This is a genomic window from Sphingobium sp. B11D3A (genome assembly GCF_025961695.1).
Taxonomy (GTDB): Bacteria; Pseudomonadota; Alphaproteobacteria; order Sphingomonadales; family Sphingomonadaceae; genus Sphingobium.
Genome location: NZ_JAOQOE010000001.1, coordinates 1,867,685 through 1,888,774 on the forward strand (window position 1 = coordinate 1,867,685; position 21,090 = coordinate 1,888,774).

Here is a 21,090-nt window from a genome sequence, read left to right on the forward strand (position 1 = left end):
GCCGGACTTAGGACGGGCGCGGCGGCATGGTCAGCCCGCGCTGAACTGCCGGCCGCGCCAGTCCTTGTTCGAGCCATCGCGCGACGTGGGGCATTGATCCGAAGTCAACCAACTCTGCCGCGTCGAACAGGCCGACAATATTGCGGATCCATCCGAGCAGCGAGATGTCGACGATCGAATAGTCCTTGCCAAGAAACCACTCCCGATCTTTGAGCCGCGTGTTCATGACGCTGAGCAGCCGAGCCGTTTCCGCCGCGTACCGGTCTCTGGGTCGCTTGTCCTCCCAGTCCTTGCCCGCGAATTTGTGGAAAAATCCCAGCTGGCCGACCATCGGACCAACGCCCCCGACCTGGAACATCAGCCACTGCAGCGCTTCCCAGCGACCGGATGCATCGGTAGGCATGAACTGCCCGGTCTTCTCCGCAAGGTAGAGCAGAATGGCACCGGACTCGAACAGCGCGATCGGGTCTCCTCCGGGACCAGACGGATCGACGATGGCCGGAATCTTCCCGTTCGGGCTGATCGAGAGAAACTCCGGGCTCTTTTGCTCGTCCGTCGAGAAGGCGACGAGATGCGCTTCGTAAGGCAGCCCCGTCTCTTCAAGCATGATAGAGACCTTTACGCCATTAGGCGTGGGGACGGAGTAGAGCTGAATCCGATCGGCGTGTTCGGCCGGCCAACGCTGGGTGATTTCCATCTCAGACAGGCTGGGCATCGCAATTCTCCGCTATGTTGAGGCCTGGGAAGCATCAACACTCGAAAAGTAGGTTCTTGCCGCGTCCATCAGGTGATCAATGACCGCCTGCCGCGCTTCGAATGTGAAGCTTGCGGCGTGCGGTGTCAGGATCACATTCTCGAGGCGGGCCAGGCGCGGGTCGAAGTCCGGCTCCTTGTCGAACACGTCGAGCGCTGCGCCGGCGATCGTGCGACCTTCCAGCGCGTCGATCAATGCCACCTCATCGATCACAGCACCGCGCGCGATGTTGACGACGATGCCTCGGGGGCCAAGCGCGTCCAGGACCTCGCGGGTGACCATGCGCCGCGTCTGATCCGTCACCGCGCAGGCCAGCACCAGAATGTCGCACGCTGCGGCGAGCGCAGTCACGTCGGAATGATAAGTGTAGGCGCAATCCGCGACCGGCGCGCGCGCATGGTAATCGACAGACATGCCCAGGCTGGCACATTTCTCGGCGAGCCTCCGTCCGATCCGACCCAGCCCGACAATGCCAACCCGCCGGGCGCTCACGCGACGGCCATTCATGAAGCGGTTCTCCGCCCAACGTCCGCTGCGCATGAACCGGTCCGCCGCGACGATGTTGCGCTCGGCGGCGTAGATGAGCCCGAGTGCAAAATCGGCCACATCTTCCGTGAACTGGTCTGGGGTGTGCGCGAGGACGATCTGGCGTGCGGCCAGCGCCTCGACGTCGATATTGTCCAGACCCGCGCCGAGGGAGAGCACGAGTCCTAAATCCGGCAGCGCTTCCAGAAGGCCCGAGGGAATGCCAAGGACCGCCCGCGTGGCCACAGCGCGCACAGTCGATGGAATTGCCGTGACGGGCTGCGCATTCGCGCCTTCGAGCGGGACGGGGATCAACCGAAAATCGCGTTCGAGCGCGGTTCGCAAATCTGCGGGTAGCTCGGCGATGACGGCAATTTCGGGCAGGTCGTTCACGTTCGCTCCTTCTGGCTGACTTGCATGACCTAAAGAATTAGGTCAATAGCGCTAGCCCCGGCCGTCGCCCGACGGTGAAATCACGTCAGGAGGCAGAAGCATGACCAGCAACTCCGGAATCTCCGGTGACGGTCGTCCTCCGCACATCCTGCCGGCCGGCGCCTGGGATTGCCACACCCATGTTTTCGGGCCGCGTCGGCACTTTCCGCTCGCACCAGGCGGCGCTTACGAGCCTCCGTCCGCCGACCGCGACCTGCATCTTGCGACGCTCGACCGGCTGGGGTTCGATCATGCGCTTCTCATCCAGCCCTCCCTCTATGGCGACGATCATAGCGCCCTGCTGGATGCTTTGCGCCACGGCCAGGGCCGGCTGCTGGGAGTCGGCTCTGTCAGCGCGACGATCGATCGAGATAGGCTGGCAGCATTAAGAAGCGCAGGCGTCGTCGCCCTTCGTTTTGTCGGCGTGCCGGGGCCGGACGGCGGCCCCTATCCGGGGACGCAAGGCTTTGATCGACTTGAGGATCTGCGCGGCGACATGCGCGCTCTCGGGCTTCACGCCCATGTGTGGGGAAGTTTGGAGCAATGCGCTGATCTGGCGCTTGGCGACGCTGGGAGCGATATGCCGTTGGTGTTCGATCACCTCGCCGGTCTCTCCCCGGATGACCGTCCGGGCACCTATCGCTTCGACCGGCTACTGGATGCCATCGCCACCGGCAAGGCCTGGGTCAAGCTGACTTATTTTCGGCGGTCGGCACTGCCGGGCGCCTATAGCGACATGCAGCCGGTCGTATCCGCACTTGTAGACGCGGCACCCCACCGGGTGATCTGGGGATCGGACTGGCCCTTTGTACGGACCGCTCAGGTGCCCGACCCGTCGGCCCTGCTCAATCAGCTCCGGTCCTGGGTGGGAGAAGAGGCTTTCCGTCGCTGCCTTTCAGACAACCCTGCCGCCCTTCTCGGCATGAAAATGCCTTGACCGTGCCGATCGCGACTCCTAGAACTAAAACCTAGTTATATGGGTATTCTCTTGTCATGATTACCGAGGATCTGGTCCAGGAGATATCGGAATCCCTCTACTCAGCCGCTTTGCGGAGGGTTCCGCCGGACACGATCCAGGCGCTGGAAACTGCACGGGAAGATGAAGCGCAGGAGAGCGCCAGGGCAACGCTCGATCTCATGGTGCGAAGTGCGCGTCTCGCAGAGGCGAGAGACACATTCGTCTGCTCGGACAGTGGTGTGCCGACCTATTTCGTGGAAATCGGCGGGGCGGCACAGTGGCAGGGCGACCTTAAGGCCGCCATTACCCGCGGCTTCGATCATCTTGTCGAGACCATCTCACCGCCCCTTCTCAAGCACGTCAATAATCCCCTGACGAACGAGCGCGGCGGCCCGGGCAAGGACATGCCGGCCATTACCGTCGATCTGCTCGGCAATGCCGATTATATCGACATCACCTGCGTGCCCAAGGCGCTCGGGTCCGGACGTTGGGCATCCTTGCGCACGTTGATCTCGCCTTCGCTGGAAGACATCGAAGCCTGCGTGCTGGATGCCATCATCGAAGCGGGGTCTCAGCATTGCCCCCCTGTCGTTGTTGGCGTGGGAATTGGCGGTAATTTCGACCTGACGGCCAAACTCGCCAATCGCGCGACCTATCGTGAGATCGGCTCTCTCAACCCCAATCCAACGCTCGCGGCCATGGAAGAGCGGCTGACCGAGGCGGCCAATGCAACGGGTTTCGGCCCGATGGGGGTTGGCGGCAGCACCACGGCGCTTGCCGTCCACATCGATTATGCTTTCGGTCATGGCTACACGCCGGTCGCGGTCTGCTTCAATTGTTGGATCAACCGGCGGGCGAAGGCGCGGCTCCATAGCGATGGCCGCGTGGAACGACTGCTTTGATGGCCGTCGTCTCGATCACATGCCCGCCTTCCCGGGAAGCGGTGGCCGCGCTCAATGTTGGCGATCTGGTCTTTTTGAGCGGCGATATCGCCGTCACCGGCGGCCTGCCGGCCCACAAGCGGATGATCGACTGTCTCGATCGCGACTTGCCGCTGCCGCTGACGTTTGAAGGTGTTTTCATCCATCTCCCGCACATGATCGAGGCGCGGCCCGACGGCGGTTATGATGTGCAGTACGTCAATCCCACGACCAGCCGCCGCTTCGACGCCTATATGCCGCAGCTTATCCGGGATCTGGACCTGCGCATCGTTGGCGGCAAGGGCGGCCTGGGCGCCGATGTCGCCCAGGTCATGGCGGAGACAGGCTGCGTCTACCTGTCGCTGCTTGGCGGCGGGAGCCCGATCCTGTCCGAAGCGATCAAAGCGGTTCTCGCCGTCGAATGGCACGATTTTCCATCGCATTTCAGGCTGAGCAAGATGAGGGTCGAAAATCTCGGCCCTCTCACCGTCGGCATCGATGCCCGGGGCCGCTCCATCTACCAGTCTCTTGAAGATCAGGCGCGCAGTCGCCTGCCCGCAATCATGCAGACGCTCAAACAGCGTCGCGTAGCAGCCGAAAGATCGGAATAATCATGGCCAATGTTCAGCCCCTCTTTTTCGATCCGAAGGACAGCGCGTCGTTCAAACGCGGTATCTTCAATGCCATCGTGGCCCCCAGGCCCATCGGCTGGCTGAGCACGGTCGACGAGCACGGCAAGTCCAATCTGGCGCCCTTCTCCTATTTCAATATCGTCTCGAACCTGCCGCCCATCCTCATGTTCTCCTGCAACACGCCGGAGGATCGGCCGGCCAAGGACACGTTGGCGAACGTTAGGAAAACCGGCGAATTCGTCTTCAATCTCGTTGCTGCCAGTCAGCTCGAAGCGATGAACGATACCTCCTCGCCGGTGCCTTACGGCGTCGACGAATTCGAGCATTTCGGGATCGAAAAAGCGCCCTGCCGGGTCGTCGCCGCGCCCCGCGTTGCCGCCTCGCCCTGCAGCCTGGAATGCCGGGTCATCAAGGTGATCTCGTTCGGCGGCGGCGATCTGGGACCGGAGACGAATGTCACGTTCGGCGAGGTGGTGGGGATGCATATTGCGCCCGGCTATCTGCACGAAGACGGGCATTTCGACACGCTCGCCGCCCGTCCGGTGTCGCGACTGGGCGGCGCCGAATATGCGGTGACGCAGGAGAGCTTCGAACTGACGCGCAAATTCAAGCGCGCCAATGAAGCAACCTATTGAGGGCCGAACACATGAACAAGCCAGTGCGAACGCCCATGCTCGTGGACCTGATGCCCGCTCCTGCCGATGAGCTTGGCCGCACCGCTGCCAGAGCGCAGAATTTCTCCATCGAGCGGGTCGAGAGCGGCCCCGCCGCATCGCATCGCTTCGCTTCGGAGCGGGAGATCATCCTGCTTCTTCCGCATGCCGGGGGAACGCTGAGCGGAGATCGGGCCATGGCGCTTCCCGGCCATAGCGTGGTCATCATCCCGGCCGGCGCCTATGCCTTCGCGTTGGACCGGCCGGGGGCCTTCTATCTTCTCGCGACCCATCGTGAGCAGGCCGACATGGCGACACCGCTCAATGCCGATGCCTATGCATCGCATGACGCGCGGGTGCGTCCCGTGGGCAAGGCTTATGAGCGCATCGCGCATGTGGGGGATGTCCGCATTCACCGGATCGAGGATGTGACCATTCCGCCCGACAATGGCAGGCTGCGTTTCCTTCAAAGCGAAACCATGAGCATCAACTGGGTCGAATATGACGGGCTGCGGGACAATAGCGCGCTAAGCCCCCATGCCCATGCCGATCTGGAGCAGGCAAGCCTGGCCATCGAAGGCCAGTTCACCCACCATCTGCGGACCCCCTGGGGCCGCGATGCGCGGCTCTGGCAGGAGGATCAGCATCTGCATGCCGGCCCCGCCAGCGTGGTCGTCATTCCGCCCGAGATCATCCACACCACGGAAGGCGTGGGGGATGGCAAGCATGTGCTGGTCGACGTGTTCGCGCCCCCTCGCGCCGACTTCATTGCGAAGGGCTGGGTGTTCAACGCGCACGAATATCAGGCCCATGCGGAGCCGGCGGCATGAGCCGGGAAGCGCCTCGCGGGCTGTTCATCAAGACTCCGGCGCCCCAGATTGTCGAAATCCTGGCACTGGAGAAGCCGGACTTCGCGGTGATCGATGCGGAGCATGGCCCTTTCGACCGGGGCATGCTCGATCTCATGATGCTGGCAGGACGCGCGGCGCAGTTGCCCTTATTGGTGCGGGTTGCCGACGCCCAGAGCAGCTCGATCTGCAGCGCTCTGGATCTTGGGGCCGCCGGGATCATGGTTCCCCATGTCGCGTCGGTGGAGATGGCACGCGCCGTGGTCGCGAGCGCCCGCTATAAGGGCGGCAAAAGAGGCTATTCGAGCGCGCCGCGCCACGCAAATTACGGCTCGGGCTCGATGCGTGACGTCATCGATGCCGCGGACGATGTCCTTGTTCTGGTGCAAATCGAACATCCGGACGCGGCACATGAGGCGAAAGCGATTCTGGAGCTTGAGGGCGTGGACGGAATTGTGATCGGCCGGGCGGACCTCGCCGTCGCCTTGGGCGAAAGCGACGCCTCCTCCCCTGCTGTCGAAGCGATCGTGACCTCGATTTTTCAGGCCGTGGCAGACAGCGAAAAGATCAAGGGCGTCGTCGTCTCTAGCGAGGCGGAGCGCCGTTACTTCTCGGACATGGGTGCCAACTGGTATATCATGGGGAGCGATCAAAGCCTTTTACGGAAGGCAGCCCGGCAGCTAATGGCGGACTCTTTGTAACGGAGACAGGCTGTGAGCACGCATTCAACCCGGTCCAATCCGAAAGGCCCTGGTGGCCGGCCCGCAGGAGCCGCCGACCTCGGCAGCCGGGGCATCGCGCGCTATCATCAACTCGCGGCCGTCTTCCGCCGCCATATCGAGACGGGCGTGTGGGAAGTCGGCAGCCAGATACCGACCGTCGTTGAGCTGGCCCTGTCCTATGATGTGGCGCGGGAGACGGTCCGGCAGGCCCTGGGCATGTTGGCCGATGAAGGTCTGATCCGCCGATACCGCGCCAAAGGCACGTTCGTCACCGGCGCACCGCGCGATCAGATCTGGTGCCAGTTGGAGACCAACTTCCTCGGCCTGCTCCAGGCGCGGGAAGGCGCACAGATCGAACTGATCGGCGAGGAGCGCAAGGTCGGCATCGCTGGAACGATCGAGTTTGGCGTTGCCGACGGGGCCTATCGCAAGCTGAGCCGTCGGCACTGGCGCGATGACCAGCCCTATATGATCGCCGAGGTCTTCATTTCCGAGCGCTGGGCGAACAAGATTCCGCGCGCGGCGTTTACAAGCAAAACGGCGTTGAAGCTGGTCGCCGACATCGATGGCCTCGCCATTGCCGATGTGGAGCAGATCATGACCATCGGCGTAGCGGATCTCGACGCGTCGGTTTCCCTCCAGATCCCGCTCAACGCCCCTGTCGCGCAGATCGAGCGCTATGTGGTCGATGCGGACGGCATCCTCGTGCTGTTTGCCCGGAACACCTATCGCGGGGACGTCGTTCGCCTCAACATCAAGTCCAAATAGGCTTGAAACGGCTCTTTCTTGGCCATTTCCTCCCAATCTCCGCTTTACTAGGCCGTTAATCTGGATATATAGGTTTTATGTGAGGGAGAGCGTGCGCTGATGAGGGCGCGCTGTCGAGCCGGAGGGATGCAATGAACTGGCCACAGTTGATCGGCATAGGTTGCGCAGTGACATCGTCATGCGTCGGCGCCTTCGGGCTCTTCACCCTCAAGCCATTACCGCCATCAGCCCGGCTGGGCGCCCTCGCGACGCTGGATAGCGACGGAAACGGCCAGCTTTCGCGCGCGGAATGGGCATCTGGCGGTCGAAAGGCTGCCGCTTTCGACGCCCAGGATACCAACCGCAACGGCACCCTTGAACCCGCCGAGGTCCGGTCTCGGCGCGGCGCTGCTCGGAAGGATTGATTATGGATGCTCGGCCGGGCCTTGCCGGTGGCGCTCTCAAGCCAGCCGCCACCAAATTCTCCAGTCAGCAGCTCTGGGCGCTGACGATCCTGGGGATTTTCAGCGGCTTCAACATGGTCGATCGCGGCTTGCTGGCGCTCAATCTGGAGCCGATCAAACTCGAGCTCGGTGCGACCGATACCCAGATGAGCCTGGCCGCGGGCATCGGCTTCTTCCTGCTGAATGCCGTCGCCGGCGTGCCCCTGGCGCGTCTGGCCGATCGCTACAGCCGTCGCGACATCATCGCTATCGGTTTCGGCTTTTACAGCCTCATCATCGGCTTGATGGGGATGGTCACCAGCTTCATGGGGCTGCTGTTCACGCGCATGCTGCTGGGGATCGGCGAGGCATCGGGTAACGCGCCTTCCAGCGCAATGGTTAACGATCTGGTGCCGCCGCAAAACCGCCGGATGGCCCTTGCGAGCCTGCGGATTTTCGGCGCGATCATCGTTCTCGTGATGATGAGCAGCCTCGGCTACGTCACGGATCGCTACGGCTGGCGTGCGTCTTTCTACGTTCTGGCTTTGCCGGCGATCATCCTCGTGCCCTTGGCCATCTTCACCGTGCGCGAGCCGGAGCGCGAGAAGGATGCCCAAGGCAAGGCCATTGCGCCTGTCAGCCTGAAAGCGGCCTGGGCTCAGTGGCGCCGCTCGCCGGCTTTCCTGCTTGTGATTACCGGGTTCGCGCTGGCTGGCGTGACGTTGCAGGCCAACAGCGTTTGGGCGCCGGCCTTCCTCGTTCGCGTTCGGGAACTGTCTCCTACGGAAATTGGCGTGCTTTCGGGAATTTCGCGCGGCCCGGCTTTGCTCATCGGCGCGCTGGTCGGCGCATGGGTCACCGACCGGCTTGCCCGGCGGGACCATCGCTGGCGCTTCTGGGTGCCGGGGATCATGCTGATGCTGGGGGCGCCGGCCGAAATGACCTATCTGATGGCGGACGACTATTGGGTGTGGATGCCCGCCTATCTGCTCACCGGAATGCTCATCATGGGGTCGCAAGCCTCGACGGTTGCCATCTGCATGGACGTATCCGGGGCCGGTCTGCGCGCGACAGGGTTGGCCTTCGCGCTTCTCGCCAGCAATTTCCTGGCCGATCTCATCGGGCCGACCAGCATCGGCCTGATGAACGATACGATCTTCGCCGATCTTGGCGTCCACGCATTGCGCTATTCGATGGGAATCGTGGCGTGCTCGGCGGCCGTTGGCGGCTTTCTGATCTTCGTCGCCTCCCGGTTTGAGACGGAGCAAACCCGATCCGGTTAACAGATCGCGGCGGGACTTGGACACATTGGGCGGATCGGCGTTCGCCGCCTGCCCTACCCCGCATGATCCGTTCGGTTTTTGCCTCCTGGATTTAACATCATGATCGACAAGACCTTTGCATCCCTGATCGAGGCGACAGCGGATATTCCTGATGGCGCCTCGGTGATGATCGGCGGGTTTGGAACCGCTGGCATGCCGGACGACCTCGTCGACGCGCTGATTGCGCGGGGCGCGGGCAACCTCACCATCATCAGCAACAATGCGGGCAATGGCGAAACCGGCCTCGCAGCTTTGATCCGGGCCGGATGCGTCGCGAAGATCATCTGCTCCTTCCCGCGCCAGGTCGATTCCCACCATTTCGACGCGCGCTATCGGGCCGGAGAGATCGAGCTCGAACTCGTGCCGCAAGGCAATCTCGCGGCGCGGATACAGGCCGCCGGTGCGGGCCTTGGCGCCATCTTCACGCCCACCGGCTTTGGCACGCAACTCGCAGAGGGCAAGGAAACCCGCCGCATCGGCGAGCGCGATTATGTGCTGGAATATCCTATCTCGGCGGACTTCGCGCTGATCAGGGCGCATCGCGGCGACCGCTGGGGCAATCTCGTCTACAGCAAGACGGCCCGCAACTTCGGCCCGATTATGGCGATGGCGTCCAAAACATGCATCGCTCAGCTGTCCGAAATCGTCCCGCTGGGAGCCCTCGATCCTGAAGCGATCGTGACGCCCGGCATCTTTGTCCAGCGGGTGGTGCAGGTCGATCGCCGGCGCGTGGCCGCCGCATGAGGAGAAGCCTGCCATGAACCGACGCGATCGCAATCAGCTTGCCCAGCGCGTGGCGCAGGACATCCCGGAGGGCGCCTACGTCAATCTTGGCATCGGACTGCCAACCAAGATCGCGGATTATCTGCCCGCAGATCGCGACATTTTCCTGCAGAGTGAAAACGGCTTGCTCGCCATGGGGCCTGCGCCAGCGCCGGGCGAGGAGGATTGGGAGCTGATCAACGCCGGCAAGCAGCCGGTCACCCTGCTGCCCGGCGGCGCCTATTTCCACCATGCGGACAGCTTCGCGATGATGAGGGGCGGCCATATCGATATATGCGTGATGGGCGCCTATCAGGTGTCCGTGACCGGCGATCTCGCCAACTGGCATACCGGCGAGGAAGGCGCGATCCCGGCTGTCGGAGGCGCCATGGATCTCGCAATCGGCGCCCGGCAGACCTTTGTGATGATGGACCTGCTGACCCGGCAGGGGAAAAGCAAGCTCGTGGCCGAGTGCAGCTATCCGCTGACAGGGCTGGCCTGCGTGTCCCGCGTTTACACCGATCTAGCGACCTTCGAGGTCGGGCAGGCAGGCGCCCGCGTCATCGACATGGTGGATGGCCTCGGCCTTGATGACCTCCGTGCGCTCACCGGGGTCCCCTTGGAACTCACGGCCGGAGCGCAAGGCCTCTGCGGATCGGGGCAAGAGGCATGAGAGAGGCCTTTATCTGCGATGCCATCCGCACACCGATCGGACGCTATGGTGGCGGCCTCTCCGGCATAAGGGCGGACGATCTGGGCGCGCTGCCTATCAAGGCGCTGCTCGAACGCAATCCGCAACTCGACCCAGCCGCGATCGAGGAGGTGTTCTACGGATGCGCCAATCAGGCGGGCGAGGACAATCGCAATGTCGCGCGGATGAGCCTCTTGCTTGCCGGGCTACCTGTCACGGTGCCGGGCGTAACCCACAACCGCCTGTGCGCTTCGGGCCTGGAGGCCGTCAGCGCGGCCGCGCGCGCAATCGGCACGGGCGAGATGCAGCTTGCGCTGGCCGGCGGTGTGGAGAGCATGAGCCGCGCGCCGCTTGTCATGGGCAAGGCCACAGGCGCTTTCGACCGCGGTCAGCAGTTGATGGATACCACAATGGGCTGGCGCTTCGTCAATCCAGCGCTGGATGCCGCCTATGGCACGGAGACGATGCCGCGAACGGCCGAGAATGTCGCATCGGCATACCAGATCAGCCGCGCGGATCAGGACGAATTTGCGCTCCGCAGCCAGCAGCGTGCCGCCGCGGCCAGAAGCAGCGGCTTCCACGACGGTGAAATTCTGCCGGTCGCGGTGCCGGGAAAGGTGCGTGGAGAGACGGATCTCATGTCCTTCGACGAACACCCGCGCCCCACGACCTCCCTTGAAACGCTCTCGCGGCTGAAGCCCTTGTTCGGTGCCGAGGGCACCGTCACCGCCGGCAATGCGTCCGGCATCAATGACGGCGCGGCAGCGATGATCATCGCGACCGAGCAGGCTGCGAAGACCTTTGGACTGACTCCCCGTGCGCGCATCCTCGGCGCGGCCGCGGTGGGCGTGGAGCCCGGGCTGATGGGAATCGGCCCGGTACCGGCCACGCAAAAGCTGATGCAGCGCCTCGATCTCACCATCCGTGACTTCGACGCGATCGAGCTGAACGAAGCTTTTGCCAGCCAGAGCCTGGCGGTCCTCCGGTTGCTCGGGCTGGAGGACGATGCGGCGCACGTCAATGCGCATGGCGGCGCCATCGCGCTGGGGCATCCGCTCGGCATGTCGGGCGCGCGCCTCGCGCTGACATTGGTGCGTCAATTGGAACAGACCGGTGGCAAACGCGGGCTCGCCACCCTTTGCGTGGGCGTGGGCATGGGTCTGGCGCTGGCGGTGGAGCGCGTCTGAACAGGCGGTTGCAGAACTTACACGAAACAACCCACGCTAGGCGCCGGCCTTGAACGGGAGGGCCGGAGACCGGCCCTCCCTCAGCCTCAGTATCTCACCCGAACACCGGTCTGGAAGCGAGCGCCCAGCGTGTCGAAGAACACCGGGTTCGTGGGGTAAGGCGAGCCGCCGCTCCCGCCGGTAGCAACCGCAATCGGCGGAGATTTATCGAACAGATTTTCGATCTTTCCGAAAATCTCGAAGTTCTGATCGCCCGAGCCGAAGGGGATGCGATAGGTCATCGCCAGATCCACATAGGTCGCACCGTCGAAACGATTGACGCTGATGCTGTTGGGAAGAGAAGGATCATAACCCCCGTCCTCAGGACCGATCTTGGTCACGTCGCCAATGCCGGAGCCGATCCGCCGCAGCTGCAGGACACTGGTGAAGCCACCCTGATTATAGGTGACCGATGCATTCCACCGCCACGCCGGCGCCGGATTGAAGTCGGCCCGGCCCACAAGAGGCCCTGTCATGCCGGCATAGTCGAGAGCGCGCACATTGGGGTCGGGTTGGACCTTGAGATCATATTGATGCGCCGCAAGTACCCGCAGGGTCAGCGCGCCGTCCCAATTGCTTGCCACGTCGGACAGCGGAAGATTGTACTCCAGTTCGAAATCAAGGCCGCGATAAGTGATCAGGCCCAGATTGACCTGACGGGCATCGATGAAGCTGATGTCGGCCAGATTGCCGCCATTGAATGTTATGCGGTCGCAGAAGGTGTCGAACTGATCGCACAGGTCGACAATCGACTGGCCCGACAGCGTGGTGACCGCATCCTTGAGCTTGATCTCGAACCAGTCCGCCGAAAAGCGCAGGCCCGGGACGAAGGCAGGTTGCAGCACGATCCCCGCTGTCGTCGTGTCCGCCTTCTCAGCGCCCAGCTGGAAGCTGCCGCCGCTCAGGATCGGCGTGGCATCATTAGCGTTGCCGCCGGGCCCATTGGGATTGCGGACGGTGCCCTGCGAGGTGCCAGGGTCGGTCGGCACCTGCTGCAGGAACAGCTCCCGGAAGCCCGCAGCGCGGATATCGCGAGACCGCGATCCACGAAACCGCACGCCCCGCAGCGGTTCATAGATGGCGCTGAGCTTCCAGCTGGTGGCGGTTGTCGACTTCGCTTCGTCGGTGATGCGGTTCTTGGCGCTGTTGCGCGTGTACCGGATCGCGCCGTTAAGATCGAGCCGCTCGGCTCCTGGCAGCCCGGCCAGCAAAGGCGCGTTGAGTTCCGTAAAGCCTTCAAGAACCTTGATGCTTCCGCCGTAATCGAGGCCGAAGGTGAAAGCGTAATCAAGGTAGTTGGGAATGTCGCCATGGGTGACATTGCCGCTTTCCGTCCGGTACTCGCCGCCCGCCGCAAAGCCGATCGGCCCCGCGCCAATGCCGCCAAACAGATCGCCGGTGATGCTCGCGGCCAGGACGTGCTGATCATAGACGAAGTCTTCGAACACCGGCCGATAGACATAATCGATCGCGGCTTGCGTCAGATTGTCGAGGCCGAAGAAGTTTGCCGGAGAGCAACCGACCGCAATGGGGTTGGGGTTCGGTTTCAACAGCTCTGCGCATACGATCGTGCCAGGAGCGACCCCCAACACATTGCCCGCCGGCGCGCGAACGGCATCGAGAGCGAAGGTGAAGGGCGTGTTGACGCGCGAGCGATTGCGCATCTGATTACGCTCATTGTGCCCATATTGGTAATAGGCGTCCCATTTCCAACTGCCGCCGAGATCGCCTGAGAGGGCAATCACGCCCCGGTACACTTCCACCTCCGCGCGGCTGTAGGACGGGATTTGACCGTCAAGATCCTTGCCGAAACTGAATGAGGCACCGCCCAGCAGAGCGGCAAGCTCCTGCGGAACATAGGGGTTGGTGGCTTTTACGAAGAAGGTGGATCGCGGACCTGCCGTCAGCGTGGCGGCTCGGGCGATCCGCTTGCCATAGTTGAACTCTCCGGACAGCTTCAGGCTATCGCTGAGCGCAAATTCGGCGGCCGTATAAGCGACAATGCGCTCCAGCCCGGCCTGAAGGCTGGCATCGTCATAGTTCGAAATGCCATCGCTGCCTTGGACCTGGCCGATGGTGCTGTTGTTGACGAACTCGCCCTGATCGAAGGGCACGATTCCCCTGCCATCAGCCGTGAACCGATAGTTGCGTGCCGCGAGCGGGGCGGGCGCGCGATTGCGCACGACGCCATAAGGTGTGTTGAATGCCAGCGCGGAATCCCGGCCCAAAACATAGTTGGGCAGCCCGAAGCCCGGCGAGCCCGGAACATTGTATCCCGACGGTTGGCCATTGGGCAGGATATTATTGGCGTTCTCGAAGATATCCCAGCCGGCCTGACACCAGCGACGGGCATTGAAACAGCTCTCGATCTCGTCCTGATCCTGATATTCGACCCCGACGATGATGTGACCGCGATCCCCCGCGAAAGAGGTGCCATAGGCCAGCGACCCATGGATCTTGCGCCCGTCGCCACGAAAGGTGAGGCCGGAATCAACCTGCGCGCGCAGGCCCGTCATCTTATTGTCGAGGATGATATTCACGACCCCCGCGACAGCATCCGAGCCATAGGCGGCCGAGGCGCCACCCGTCACGGTCTCCACCCGCGCAATCAGGGCGCTGGGAATGAGGTTGAGGTCAACGGCCCCGCCGTCCCCGGTCGGCACGAAGCGGCGGGTGTTCACCAGCGTGAGCGTGCGGGTTCCGTAAAAAGGGTTCAGGCCACGGAGGTTCGCCGTCGCCGACCCCACCTCCGCGCCAGACGCATTGCCCGGGTTGGTGTCCGAAATGGCACTGGTGATCTGAGGGATGCTGTTGAGAACATCCTGCGAATTGGTCTGCACGAGGTTCCTGATCTGCTCGGCGCCAATCACGGTAAGCGGCTGAGGGGAGTTGAAACCGCTGGTACGGATGCGTGATCCGGTGACGACGATCGACTCCTGCTCCGCGGCGGCCCGCGCTTCAGGGGACCCGGCCCCCTCCCCATCTTGCGCATGCACAGGTGCTGCTGAGCAAATGCATCCCAGGGCGACCGCCCCAACAGATGCCATCAAGTGATTCCGCGATATGTTGTGCCGCACCGTCTATCTCTCCCCATCGCCCGATTACATTACCGGTAACTTTTCCGGTAAATCCTAGGATGGAGATTGGGCCTTGGCAAACCAACTATCGGCAATTGGGTCAGTATGCCTTTTTAGGCAAGCAACTGAGCCGTTCTGATCAAAGCAGGTAACCGCGTCGGGAGCGCCACCTATCGCGGCCTTGTCAGAACCCGCACTCTCCTGGAGTGCCAGCTCCACCGTGGCAACCTCGTGACGTCCCACATGGTCGAGCGCTCAAAGCGGCCCGTCTGCGGCAATAATTCACCGCTTCGATGAAGCCATGTGCGCATATTGATCAATGAAGTGATCGTCGGCGAGAGTAGCGAATCCCACGTCATCGGGCATGGCGCACACGCTGCCATCGAAACTGCAGCGATTTCCGCCGCCGCCTCAAAGAAGGCCTAAATGCTCATCTTTGACTGGGAATGGTGCGGTCGAGAAGACTCGAACTTCCACGGGCTTTCGCCCACAACGACCTCAACGTTGCGCGTCTACCAGTTCCGCCACGACCGCACATCAGGGAGGTGGGAGCCGATGGCCCCCGGGTAGGCGGCGGCCTTTAGCAAAGGGATTCGGGGCATGCAACCATCCTTCGCACTTCATCGTGATATAGCGTGAAACGCGGCGTGGGATCGGGCTGTTCACTTGACTTGCGCGCCCCTGCAGGCGATCCAGCAGGGCGCTGACGTGCCCAATGCACGCGCTTTTATCACGATTTTTGCAGTCCTTGTGTCGCGGGCGCTAAAAGCCCGACCATGGCTGCGCCGGAAGGACCGATCCGATGCCACGCGGCTGTGCTGACTATGCATTCCGTCACTTCGATACTCCGCAACCTGCGCCGCGCGAATCAGTATGGCCGATGCGTGCGCGGAATGCATAACCTCTCCCGGTCCGCCTCCCTCTTTCCTCTCCTCTCCTGATCAAGCAGCTTCATGTCCGACACTGACACCATCCTGCCGCCCCGCCACACCGGCCTGCTGAGCGAGGCCCGCCGCATCGCGTGGCTGGCCTGGCCGATCGTCCTCACCAACCTCAACTGGACGATCATGCACCTCGTCGATGTCACGGTGGTGGGCTATGCCGGCACGAGCGAACTTGGAGCATTGGCGGCCGGCCGTGTGGTGATGTTCGTCATCCTGATGCTGCTGCTGGCAGGCATGTCCGGCGTAATCGTCTTCACCAGCCGCGCTGATGGCGGCGGGGATCTGGCACGCACCGGCGCGCTTTGGCGGGAAGCGGTGCTGACCGGCCTGTTGCTCGGCGTGCCCAGCGCCATCGTCATCGCGCTGTTCGCCCGCCCCCTGCTGGCGCTGACCGGCGTCGCCGACGCGCTGGTCGATCCCGGCGCGCATGTGCTCGCCGCGATGATGCTGGGCCTGCCCGGGCAGATGCTCTCGATCGGCTGTGCGTATTTTCTGGAAGGGGTGAGCGCGCCGCGCCGCGTGTTGATCGTCAACCTCGCCACCCTGCCGGTCAATGCCGTGCTGACCTGGGCCATGGCGCTCGGGCATCTGGGTTTCCCGGCGATGGGCGCGTTCGGCGCCGCGCTGGCGACATCGCTGACCTCGCTGGGCGGTGGCCTGGCCATGGCCTATATGGCGTGGACGCTGCCAAGCGCGCGCGAGCGCGGATTGCGCCGTCTCGACCTAGCGGCCTGGCGCAGCGCCTTGAGCGGCATCGGTGCCATTGTCCGCTTCGGCGCGATGCCCGGCATCGGGGCGGCGATGGAAGTGCTCGGCTTCTCCTATCTCATGATCCTCTCCACCCAGATGGGCGAGATTGTGGCCGGCGGCTTTCAGGTGATGCTCTCGCTGCACAATCTCGGCTTTGCCTTGGCCCTCGGGCTGGGATCGGCCGCCGGCGTGCGGGTCGGCAATGCGGTGGGTGCGGGCGAGCCATGGGAAGCGCGCAGCCGCACCATGATCGCGTGCGGCCTCTCCATCCTGTTCATGGGTGCGGTGGTGCTTGCCTATCTGCTCTTCGGCCGGCCGATCGTTGCCGGGCTGACCGCGCAACCCGCCGTGGCGCGGGAAGCGCTCATCATGCTGCTCATTCTGGCACCGTTCATCCTGTGCGATGGGCTACAGGCGATCTTCGTCGCCGCGCTGCGATCACTGGGCGACCAGGTGGTGGCCAGCATCAATGGCATCATCGCCTTTTTCGGCGTGATGGGCGTCATGGGCTGGTACGGCCATGCGCAGGGCTGGGGATCGGCGGGGCTGGCGTTCGCCGCGGCGCTCGGCATGGCGGCGGCGATGGTGCTGCAGGCAGCGCGCTTCTGGCAGGTCAGCCTGCGTTATCGGCGAACCTGAGCTCAAGGTTGCGCGCGTTCTTGGGGATATCCAGCCGGCTCTCGGACACGCGCGCTTCCTCATTGGGCTTGAGCGTCGACTTGTCCGCCTTGGTCATCCAGCTGAACACCAGCCGGCCCTGATCGTCGCGCAGTTCGACCACCACCGGCGGAACGGTCTGTTCCTGGTCGCTATCGTTGAGGATGCGGGCGCTGAACGCGAAATACTCCTCGCCGGTCGGCAAGTTGCGGCGCTCGGGCGGCTTAGGCAGGTAGAAATTGAGGCCGGAGGTCGCAGGCGCACCGCCAAAGCCGAGCGCAACGGCCCAGTTGGGCGGGCCGAAATAGGCGAGCGCACCGCCGGCAAGGCTCACCGCGACGAAGAAGGCGAGCGCCGCAGCCGTCCAGAGCCTGGCGGGATTGCGTCGCGGACGCGTCGGCGCCTCGGCTGGCTCGTCGGGATAATGGACGAACTCCTGCGCCGGCGCGGCAGCAGGCGGCGGATCGATTGGGTCGTGACGCGGTTCAGCCGGGGGCGCTGCGGCGGCGGTTTCCTCAGTGCCGACCGCGACCGGCGCCACAGGAGCCTGCGCTTCTGCACTCTCGACGGGTGCGGATGCAGGGGCCTCATTCGGCGCAATGCCGGCGTCCGCCGCAGCATCGGCCATCGCCGGCTCGGGGCGCTCCACCGGCGCGCCCTCCTGAAACCAGCTGTGACGGCAAGACGCGCACCGGACCTGACGGCCCGCAGCACCAATCGCGCTATCGGGCACAACATAGCGTGTGGCGCATTGAGGGCAGACGAGGATCATCGCGCTCCATAAACACCGGTTTCCCGCAGAGGGCAAGCGGGCGTTTGAACGTGGCCGGGGATATCCCCACAGCGACGGACGACAGGGCCCGCGGGACGCGCGCGAGGCCGGCGCACCATCCGCCACCTTGCCCGCAATGGGGGCCTGTGCCATGCACGGCGCGGCAGATCATCGGCGGGCGTGGCCGCGCGCCAATAATGGGGACATGCAATCGCGGCGATGGCTAGAATAGTCCAGTTCGAGAATGTCGGGCTGCGGTACGGGCCCGGCCCGGAGACGCTGTCCGACCTCAGCTTTTCGCTCGACGAAGGGGCCTTCTATTTCCTCACCGGCGCGTCCGGCGCGGGCAAGACCTCGCTGCTCAAGCTGCTCTATCTCGCCCAGCGCCCCAGCCGTGGCGCGATCCGCCTGTTCGATGCCGACATCGTCACCTTACCCCGCGCCCGTCTGCCGAGCTTCCGCCGCCGCATTGGCGTGGTGTTTCAGGATTTCCGACTGGTCTCGCACCTCTCGGCCTTCGATAATGTCGCGCTGCCACTGCGCATCGCCGGTGTGAACGAAGACCAGATCCGCCCGCCGGTGGAGGAGATGCTGCACTGGGTCGGCCTGTCCGACCGTGCCCATGCCTTGCCTGCCACCCTCTCGGGCGGGGAGCAGCAGCGCGTCGCCATCGCGCGCGCCGTGATCGGCCGGCCTGAACTGCTGGTGGCCGACGAGCCGACTGGCAATGTGGACCGGGACATGGCGACCCGGCTCATCACCCTGTTTGAGGCGCTCAACAAGCTCGGCACCACCATCGTCGTCGCCACGCACGACACTGCCCTGCTCGGCAAGGTGTATGGCGCACGGACCATGCGGCTGGAGGGCGGACGCATGGCGCCGATCGAGGGGCAGGATGGCGTCAGCGCGCTCTCCTCACCCTTTCGCCCCGCACCCCACCAGCCGGGGCCAGCCTGAGCCATGGCGCGCAATCCGCTCGAAGGCATGAGCCGCCCTTATCGCCCTGGCCCGCTGCTGCCGCAGGGCCGGCTGACCGGTCCGATGCCGTGGGTGATCGCGATCATGATGTTCCTGACCGTGCTGGCAACCGCCGCCGGCCTCGCCCTCAATCAAGGCGCGCGGGCGCTGGTGGATGAGGTCTCCGGCCGCGTGACCGTGCAGGTGGCCGAGGCCGATCCGCAGGCGCGCGGGCAAGCGGTGCGCCGCATCGTGGGCCTGCTCGATCAGGCCGAGGATGTCGGCACGGTGCATGTCGTGCCGGAGAGTGAACTGGCGGCGCAACTCGCGCCCTGGCTCGGCAATGACCTCAAGCTGGCCGATGTGCCGCTGCCGGCGCTGATCGATGCCGAACTGCTGACCCCGGAGAGCGCCCGGACCGAGCGGCTCGCTGTGCTCGACAAAGCAGTGAAAGAGATCAATCTCCATGCCCGCGTCGAGCCGCATGGCGATTATCTCTCGCCCCTCGCCCAGCTTGTCTGGTCCATCGGCCTCGTCGCCTTCGCCGTGGTCGCGCTGATGGCCTTTGCGACCGGCGCCGTGGTCGTGCTGGCCGCGCGAGGCGCGCACGCCACCCATCGCGGCACCATCGACATCATGCACATGCTGGGCGCCACCGATGCGCAGGTTGTGCGCCTGTTCCAGCGGCGGATGATGCTCGATGCGCTGTTCGGCGGCGTGGTGGGCTATGCGGCGGCGACGCTCGTCATCATCCTTGTCGGCCGCTCGATGGCGGCCGTGGCGTCCGATCTCATGAGCAGCGCCTCGCTGCCCGGCATCGCGTGGATCATCTTCCCGTTGCTGCCGGTGGCGGGTGTGGGCGTCGCCTCGCTGTCGGCGCGCCTCACCTTGCGGCGGGCGCTGGAGCGCTCCTTGTGATCCGGCGGTTTCTCTCGATCATCCTGCTGGTCTGGGCGTTCGGCTTTGCCTGGTTCGCCCTGCTGCTGCCCCAGCCGCAGGACGATGAAAAGACCGACGCCATCGTCGTGCTCACCGGTTCGGCAGGACGCATCGAGCGCGGGCTGACCCTCCTCCGCCGCGACCAGAGCCGCCATCTGCTGGTCTCGGGCGTGGACCGGGACGTGCGGCGCGGCGAATTTGCCGCGCTCTACAGGGTTTCGCCGACACTGATGAGCTGCTGCATCACCTTGGGCCGCGAGGCGATCGACACGCGCTCCAACGCCATCGAGACCGCGCGATGGCTGCGCCGCAACCGTTACACCTCCGTGCGGATCATCACCACTGACTGGCACATGCGCCGCGCGCAATACGAACTCTCGCGCCAGATCGATCCTTCGGTCCGCATCGTGCCGGACGCGGTGCGGTCTCACCCGAGCCTGACCGTGCTGTTCCGCGAATATCACAAGTTCGCCCTGCGGCGGATTGCCGGTCTGCTCGGCATTTGAGCGGGAACGGAAAGCCCATGCCACCCCTGTCCCCGCTCGGCACGCTGGTCACGGCGCTGCGCTCGGCGCTGTTTTCGGTGCTGTTCTACGGCATGACCGTCTTCCTGCTGCTCGCCTGCCTGAGCGTGATGCCGTTCGGCGCGCGCAAGGTCGTGCCGCTCGCGGCGGTGTGGTCGCGCATTCATCGGTTTCTGGCGCGCTGGGTGCTGGGCCAGAAGATCGTCGTGGAGGGCGCGTTCCCTGACGAACCGGTGTTCATTGTCTCCAAGCATGAATCGATGTTCGAGACGCTGGATGCCGTGATCCTCTTCCATCGCCCGGTGATCGCCGCCAAGCGCGAGCTGGGGGACATCCCGGTCTGGGGCGCGGTGGCGCGGGCTTATGGGCTGATGATCGTCGACCGGGCAGGCGGTGCCAGCGCGCTGCGCGGCATCCGTGCCGAAGCGCGCGCCGCCTTTGCCGAGGGCCGCCCCGTGCTGCTCTACCCGGAAGGGACGCGCGTGCCGCATGGCGAGCGTGCCCCGCTCAAGGCTGGCTTTGCCGGACTGTATTCCATGCTCGGCGTGCCCGTGCTGCCGGTGGCGCTGGATACGGGCCGGCTATCGCCCCGCAACAGTTTCCTGAAGCGCTCCGGCGTCATCACCTACCGGCTGGCGCCGCTCATTCCGCCCGGCCTGCCTCGTGCAGAAGCGGAACGCCAAGTGTTCGAGGCGATCAACAGCCTCAATGGACCAGCGGCCGAGCGGGAAATCGATTCGGTTTGACGCGAAATCGATTCGACTCACCGTTCGTTCATTGTCGTTTCATCCGGGCGAACGGATAGCTAAGCTCGAGCGGGGGTCTGATCGTGCCA

At 64.2% G+C, this 21,090-nt stretch carries 21 protein-coding genes and 1 tRNA gene; 17 read left to right on the top strand and 5 right to left on the bottom strand.

Annotation, left to right across the window (positions count from 1 at the left end; genetic code table 11):
• Nucleotides 1-7: 7 nt before the first annotated feature.
• Both M2332_RS08860 and M2332_RS08865 read right to left on the bottom strand, forming a co-directional pair.
• A complete protein-coding gene (locus M2332_RS08860; RefSeq protein ID WP_264573776.1) occupies nt 8-715 on the bottom strand; it encodes a glutathione S-transferase N-terminal domain-containing protein in 708 nt (235 codons plus the stop codon).
• A 12-nt stretch (nt 716-727) separates the two neighbouring features.
• Nucleotides 728-1,672, bottom strand: a complete 945-nt coding sequence (locus M2332_RS08865) for a 2-hydroxyacid dehydrogenase (RefSeq protein WP_264573777.1) — start codon at nt 1,670-1,672, stop codon at nt 728-730.
• A 100-nt stretch (nt 1,673-1,772) separates the two neighbouring features.
• Here M2332_RS08865 and M2332_RS08870 point away from each other — a divergent pair, with 100 nt between their 5' ends.
• The 12 genes from M2332_RS08870 to pcaF all read left to right on the top strand — a co-directional run bounded on the left by M2332_RS08870 (nt 1,773) and on the right by pcaF (nt 11,596).
• Nucleotides 1,773-2,648, top strand: a complete 876-nt coding sequence (locus tag M2332_RS08870) for an amidohydrolase family protein (RefSeq protein ID WP_264573778.1) — start codon at nt 1,773-1,775, stop codon at nt 2,646-2,648.
• A 56-nt stretch (nt 2,649-2,704) separates the two neighbouring features.
• Nucleotides 2,705-3,571, top strand: a complete 867-nt coding sequence (locus M2332_RS08875) for a fumarate hydratase (protein WP_264573779.1) — start codon at nt 2,705-2,707, stop codon at nt 3,569-3,571.
• Nucleotides 3,571-4,200, top strand: coding sequence for a fumarate hydratase C-terminal domain-containing protein (locus M2332_RS08880; RefSeq protein ID WP_264573780.1), 630 nt, complete (start codon nt 3,571-3,573; stop codon nt 4,198-4,200). The genes M2332_RS08875 and M2332_RS08880 overlap by 1 nt, the downstream gene beginning before the upstream one ends.
• Before the next feature lie 2 nt (nt 4,201-4,202).
• On the top strand, nt 4,203-4,856 hold the full coding sequence (locus tag M2332_RS08885) for a flavin reductase family protein (protein ID WP_264573781.1): 654 nt from the start codon (nt 4,203-4,205) through the stop codon (nt 4,854-4,856).
• An 11-nt stretch (nt 4,857-4,867) separates the two neighbouring features.
• A complete protein-coding gene (locus M2332_RS08890) occupies nt 4,868-5,704 on the top strand; it encodes a hypothetical protein (RefSeq protein WP_264573782.1) in 837 nt (278 codons plus the stop codon).
• Nucleotides 5,701-6,423, top strand: a complete 723-nt coding sequence (locus M2332_RS08895) for an HpcH/HpaI aldolase family protein (RefSeq protein WP_264573783.1) — start codon at nt 5,701-5,703, stop codon at nt 6,421-6,423. The genes M2332_RS08890 and M2332_RS08895 overlap by 4 nt, the downstream gene beginning before the upstream one ends.
• A gap of 12 nt (nt 6,424-6,435) precedes the next feature.
• A complete protein-coding gene (locus M2332_RS08900) occupies nt 6,436-7,212 on the top strand; it encodes a GntR family transcriptional regulator (protein WP_264573784.1) in 777 nt (258 codons plus the stop codon).
• A 131-nt stretch (nt 7,213-7,343) separates the two neighbouring features.
• Nucleotides 7,344-7,616, top strand: coding sequence for a hypothetical protein (locus M2332_RS08905; protein WP_264573785.1), 273 nt, complete (start codon nt 7,344-7,346; stop codon nt 7,614-7,616).
• 2 nt (nt 7,617-7,618) lie between these two features.
• Nucleotides 7,619-8,917, top strand: coding sequence for an MFS transporter (locus M2332_RS08910; protein ID WP_264573786.1), 1,299 nt, complete (start codon nt 7,619-7,621; stop codon nt 8,915-8,917).
• A gap of 99 nt (nt 8,918-9,016) precedes the next feature.
• A complete protein-coding gene (locus M2332_RS08915) occupies nt 9,017-9,700 on the top strand; it encodes a 3-oxoacid CoA-transferase subunit A (RefSeq protein ID WP_264573787.1) in 684 nt (227 codons plus the stop codon).
• 13 nt (nt 9,701-9,713) lie between these two features.
• The gene (locus M2332_RS08920; protein WP_264573788.1) at nt 9,714-10,391 is read left to right on the top strand and encodes a 3-oxoacid CoA-transferase subunit B; all 678 of its coding nucleotides are present in this window, start codon (nt 9,714-9,716) and stop codon (nt 10,389-10,391) included.
• Nucleotides 10,388-11,596, top strand: a complete 1,209-nt coding sequence (gene pcaF, locus M2332_RS08925) for a 3-oxoadipyl-CoA thiolase (protein ID WP_264573789.1) — start codon at nt 10,388-10,390, stop codon at nt 11,594-11,596. The genes M2332_RS08920 and pcaF overlap by 4 nt, the downstream gene beginning before the upstream one ends.
• Before the next feature lie 86 nt (nt 11,597-11,682).
• Here pcaF and M2332_RS08930 read toward each other — a convergent pair whose 3' ends face one another.
• Nucleotides 11,683-14,631 carry a TonB-dependent receptor plug domain-containing protein gene (locus M2332_RS08930; protein WP_264573790.1) on the bottom strand — a complete coding sequence of 983 codons (2,949 nt, stop codon included), beginning with the start codon at nt 14,629-14,631 and terminating at the stop codon, nt 11,683-11,685.
• Between the two features lie 528 nt (nt 14,632-15,159).
• A tRNA-Leu gene (locus M2332_RS08935) sits at nt 15,160-15,246 on the bottom strand.
• 419 nt (nt 15,247-15,665) lie between these two features.
• Here M2332_RS08935 and M2332_RS08940 point away from each other — a divergent pair.
• On the top strand, nt 15,666-17,045 hold the full coding sequence (locus M2332_RS08940; RefSeq protein ID WP_264573791.1) for an MATE family efflux transporter: 1,380 nt from the start codon (nt 15,666-15,668) through the stop codon (nt 17,043-17,045).
• On the opposite strand, the gene M2332_RS08945 is transcribed toward M2332_RS08940, so the two are convergent.
• Nucleotides 17,020-17,835, bottom strand: coding sequence for a zinc-ribbon domain-containing protein (locus M2332_RS08945; protein ID WP_264573792.1), 816 nt, complete (start codon nt 17,833-17,835; stop codon nt 17,020-17,022). The genes M2332_RS08940 and M2332_RS08945 overlap by 26 nt on opposite strands.
• A 219-nt stretch (nt 17,836-18,054) precedes the next feature.
• Between M2332_RS08945 and ftsE the strand changes: the two genes are divergently transcribed.
• The 4 genes from ftsE to M2332_RS08965 are packed head-to-tail and all read left to right on the top strand — an operon-like array spanning nt 18,055 to nt 21,001.
• Nucleotides 18,055-18,792, top strand: a complete 738-nt coding sequence (gene ftsE, locus M2332_RS08950) for a cell division ATP-binding protein FtsE (protein ID WP_264573793.1) — start codon at nt 18,055-18,057, stop codon at nt 18,790-18,792.
• A gap of 3 nt (nt 18,793-18,795) precedes the next feature.
• Nucleotides 18,796-19,710 (top strand): cell division protein FtsX, encoded by a 915-nt coding sequence (locus M2332_RS08955; RefSeq protein ID WP_264573794.1) that lies wholly within the window; start codon nt 18,796-18,798, stop codon nt 19,708-19,710.
• On the top strand, nt 19,707-20,237 hold the full coding sequence (locus M2332_RS08960) for a YdcF family protein (RefSeq protein ID WP_264573795.1): 531 nt from the start codon (nt 19,707-19,709) through the stop codon (nt 20,235-20,237). Before M2332_RS08955 ends, M2332_RS08960 begins: the two co-directional genes overlap by 4 nt.
• 17 nt (nt 20,238-20,254) lie before the next feature.
• The gene (locus M2332_RS08965) at nt 20,255-21,001 is read left to right on the top strand and encodes a lysophospholipid acyltransferase family protein (protein WP_264571851.1); all 747 of its coding nucleotides are present in this window, start codon (nt 20,255-20,257) and stop codon (nt 20,999-21,001) included.
• The last annotated feature ends 89 nt before the right edge of the window (nt 21,002-21,090 follow it).

What these genes read in the sequence shown, in the direction of transcription:
- M2332_RS08860 (WP_264573776.1), bottom strand. Translation starts at nt 715, where the DNA reads ATGCCCAGCCTGTCTGAGATGGAAATCACCCAGCGTTGGCCGGCCGAA.
- M2332_RS08870 (WP_264573778.1), top strand. Translation starts at nt 1,773, where the DNA reads ATGACCAGCAACTCCGGAATCTCCGGTGACGGTCGTCCTCCGCACATC.
- M2332_RS08875 (WP_264573779.1), top strand. Translation starts at nt 2,705, where the DNA reads ATGATTACCGAGGATCTGGTCCAGGAGATATCGGAATCCCTCTACTCA.
- M2332_RS08880 (WP_264573780.1), top strand. Translation starts at nt 3,571, where the DNA reads ATGGCCGTCGTCTCGATCACATGCCCGCCTTCCCGGGAAGCGGTGGCC.
- M2332_RS08885 (WP_264573781.1), top strand. Translation starts at nt 4,203, where the DNA reads ATGGCCAATGTTCAGCCCCTCTTTTTCGATCCGAAGGACAGCGCGTCG.
- M2332_RS08890 (WP_264573782.1), top strand. Translation starts at nt 4,868, where the DNA reads ATGAACAAGCCAGTGCGAACGCCCATGCTCGTGGACCTGATGCCCGCT.
- M2332_RS08895 (WP_264573783.1), top strand. Translation starts at nt 5,701, where the DNA reads ATGAGCCGGGAAGCGCCTCGCGGGCTGTTCATCAAGACTCCGGCGCCC.
- M2332_RS08905 (WP_264573785.1), top strand. Translation starts at nt 7,344, where the DNA reads ATGAACTGGCCACAGTTGATCGGCATAGGTTGCGCAGTGACATCGTCA.
- M2332_RS08910 (WP_264573786.1), top strand. Translation starts at nt 7,619, where the DNA reads ATGGATGCTCGGCCGGGCCTTGCCGGTGGCGCTCTCAAGCCAGCCGCC.
- M2332_RS08915 (WP_264573787.1), top strand. Translation starts at nt 9,017, where the DNA reads ATGATCGACAAGACCTTTGCATCCCTGATCGAGGCGACAGCGGATATT.
- M2332_RS08920 (WP_264573788.1), top strand. Translation starts at nt 9,714, where the DNA reads ATGAACCGACGCGATCGCAATCAGCTTGCCCAGCGCGTGGCGCAGGAC.
- pcaF (WP_264573789.1), top strand. Translation starts at nt 10,388, where the DNA reads ATGAGAGAGGCCTTTATCTGCGATGCCATCCGCACACCGATCGGACGC.
- M2332_RS08940 (WP_264573791.1), top strand. Translation starts at nt 15,666, where the DNA reads ATGTCCGACACTGACACCATCCTGCCGCCCCGCCACACCGGCCTGCTG.
- M2332_RS08945 (WP_264573792.1), bottom strand. Translation starts at nt 17,835, where the DNA reads ATGATCCTCGTCTGCCCTCAATGCGCCACACGCTATGTTGTGCCCGAT.
- ftsE (WP_264573793.1), top strand. Translation starts at nt 18,055, where the DNA reads ATGGCTAGAATAGTCCAGTTCGAGAATGTCGGGCTGCGGTACGGGCCC.
- M2332_RS08955 (WP_264573794.1), top strand. Translation starts at nt 18,796, where the DNA reads ATGGCGCGCAATCCGCTCGAAGGCATGAGCCGCCCTTATCGCCCTGGC.
- M2332_RS08965 (WP_264571851.1), top strand. Translation starts at nt 20,255, where the DNA reads ATGCCACCCCTGTCCCCGCTCGGCACGCTGGTCACGGCGCTGCGCTCG.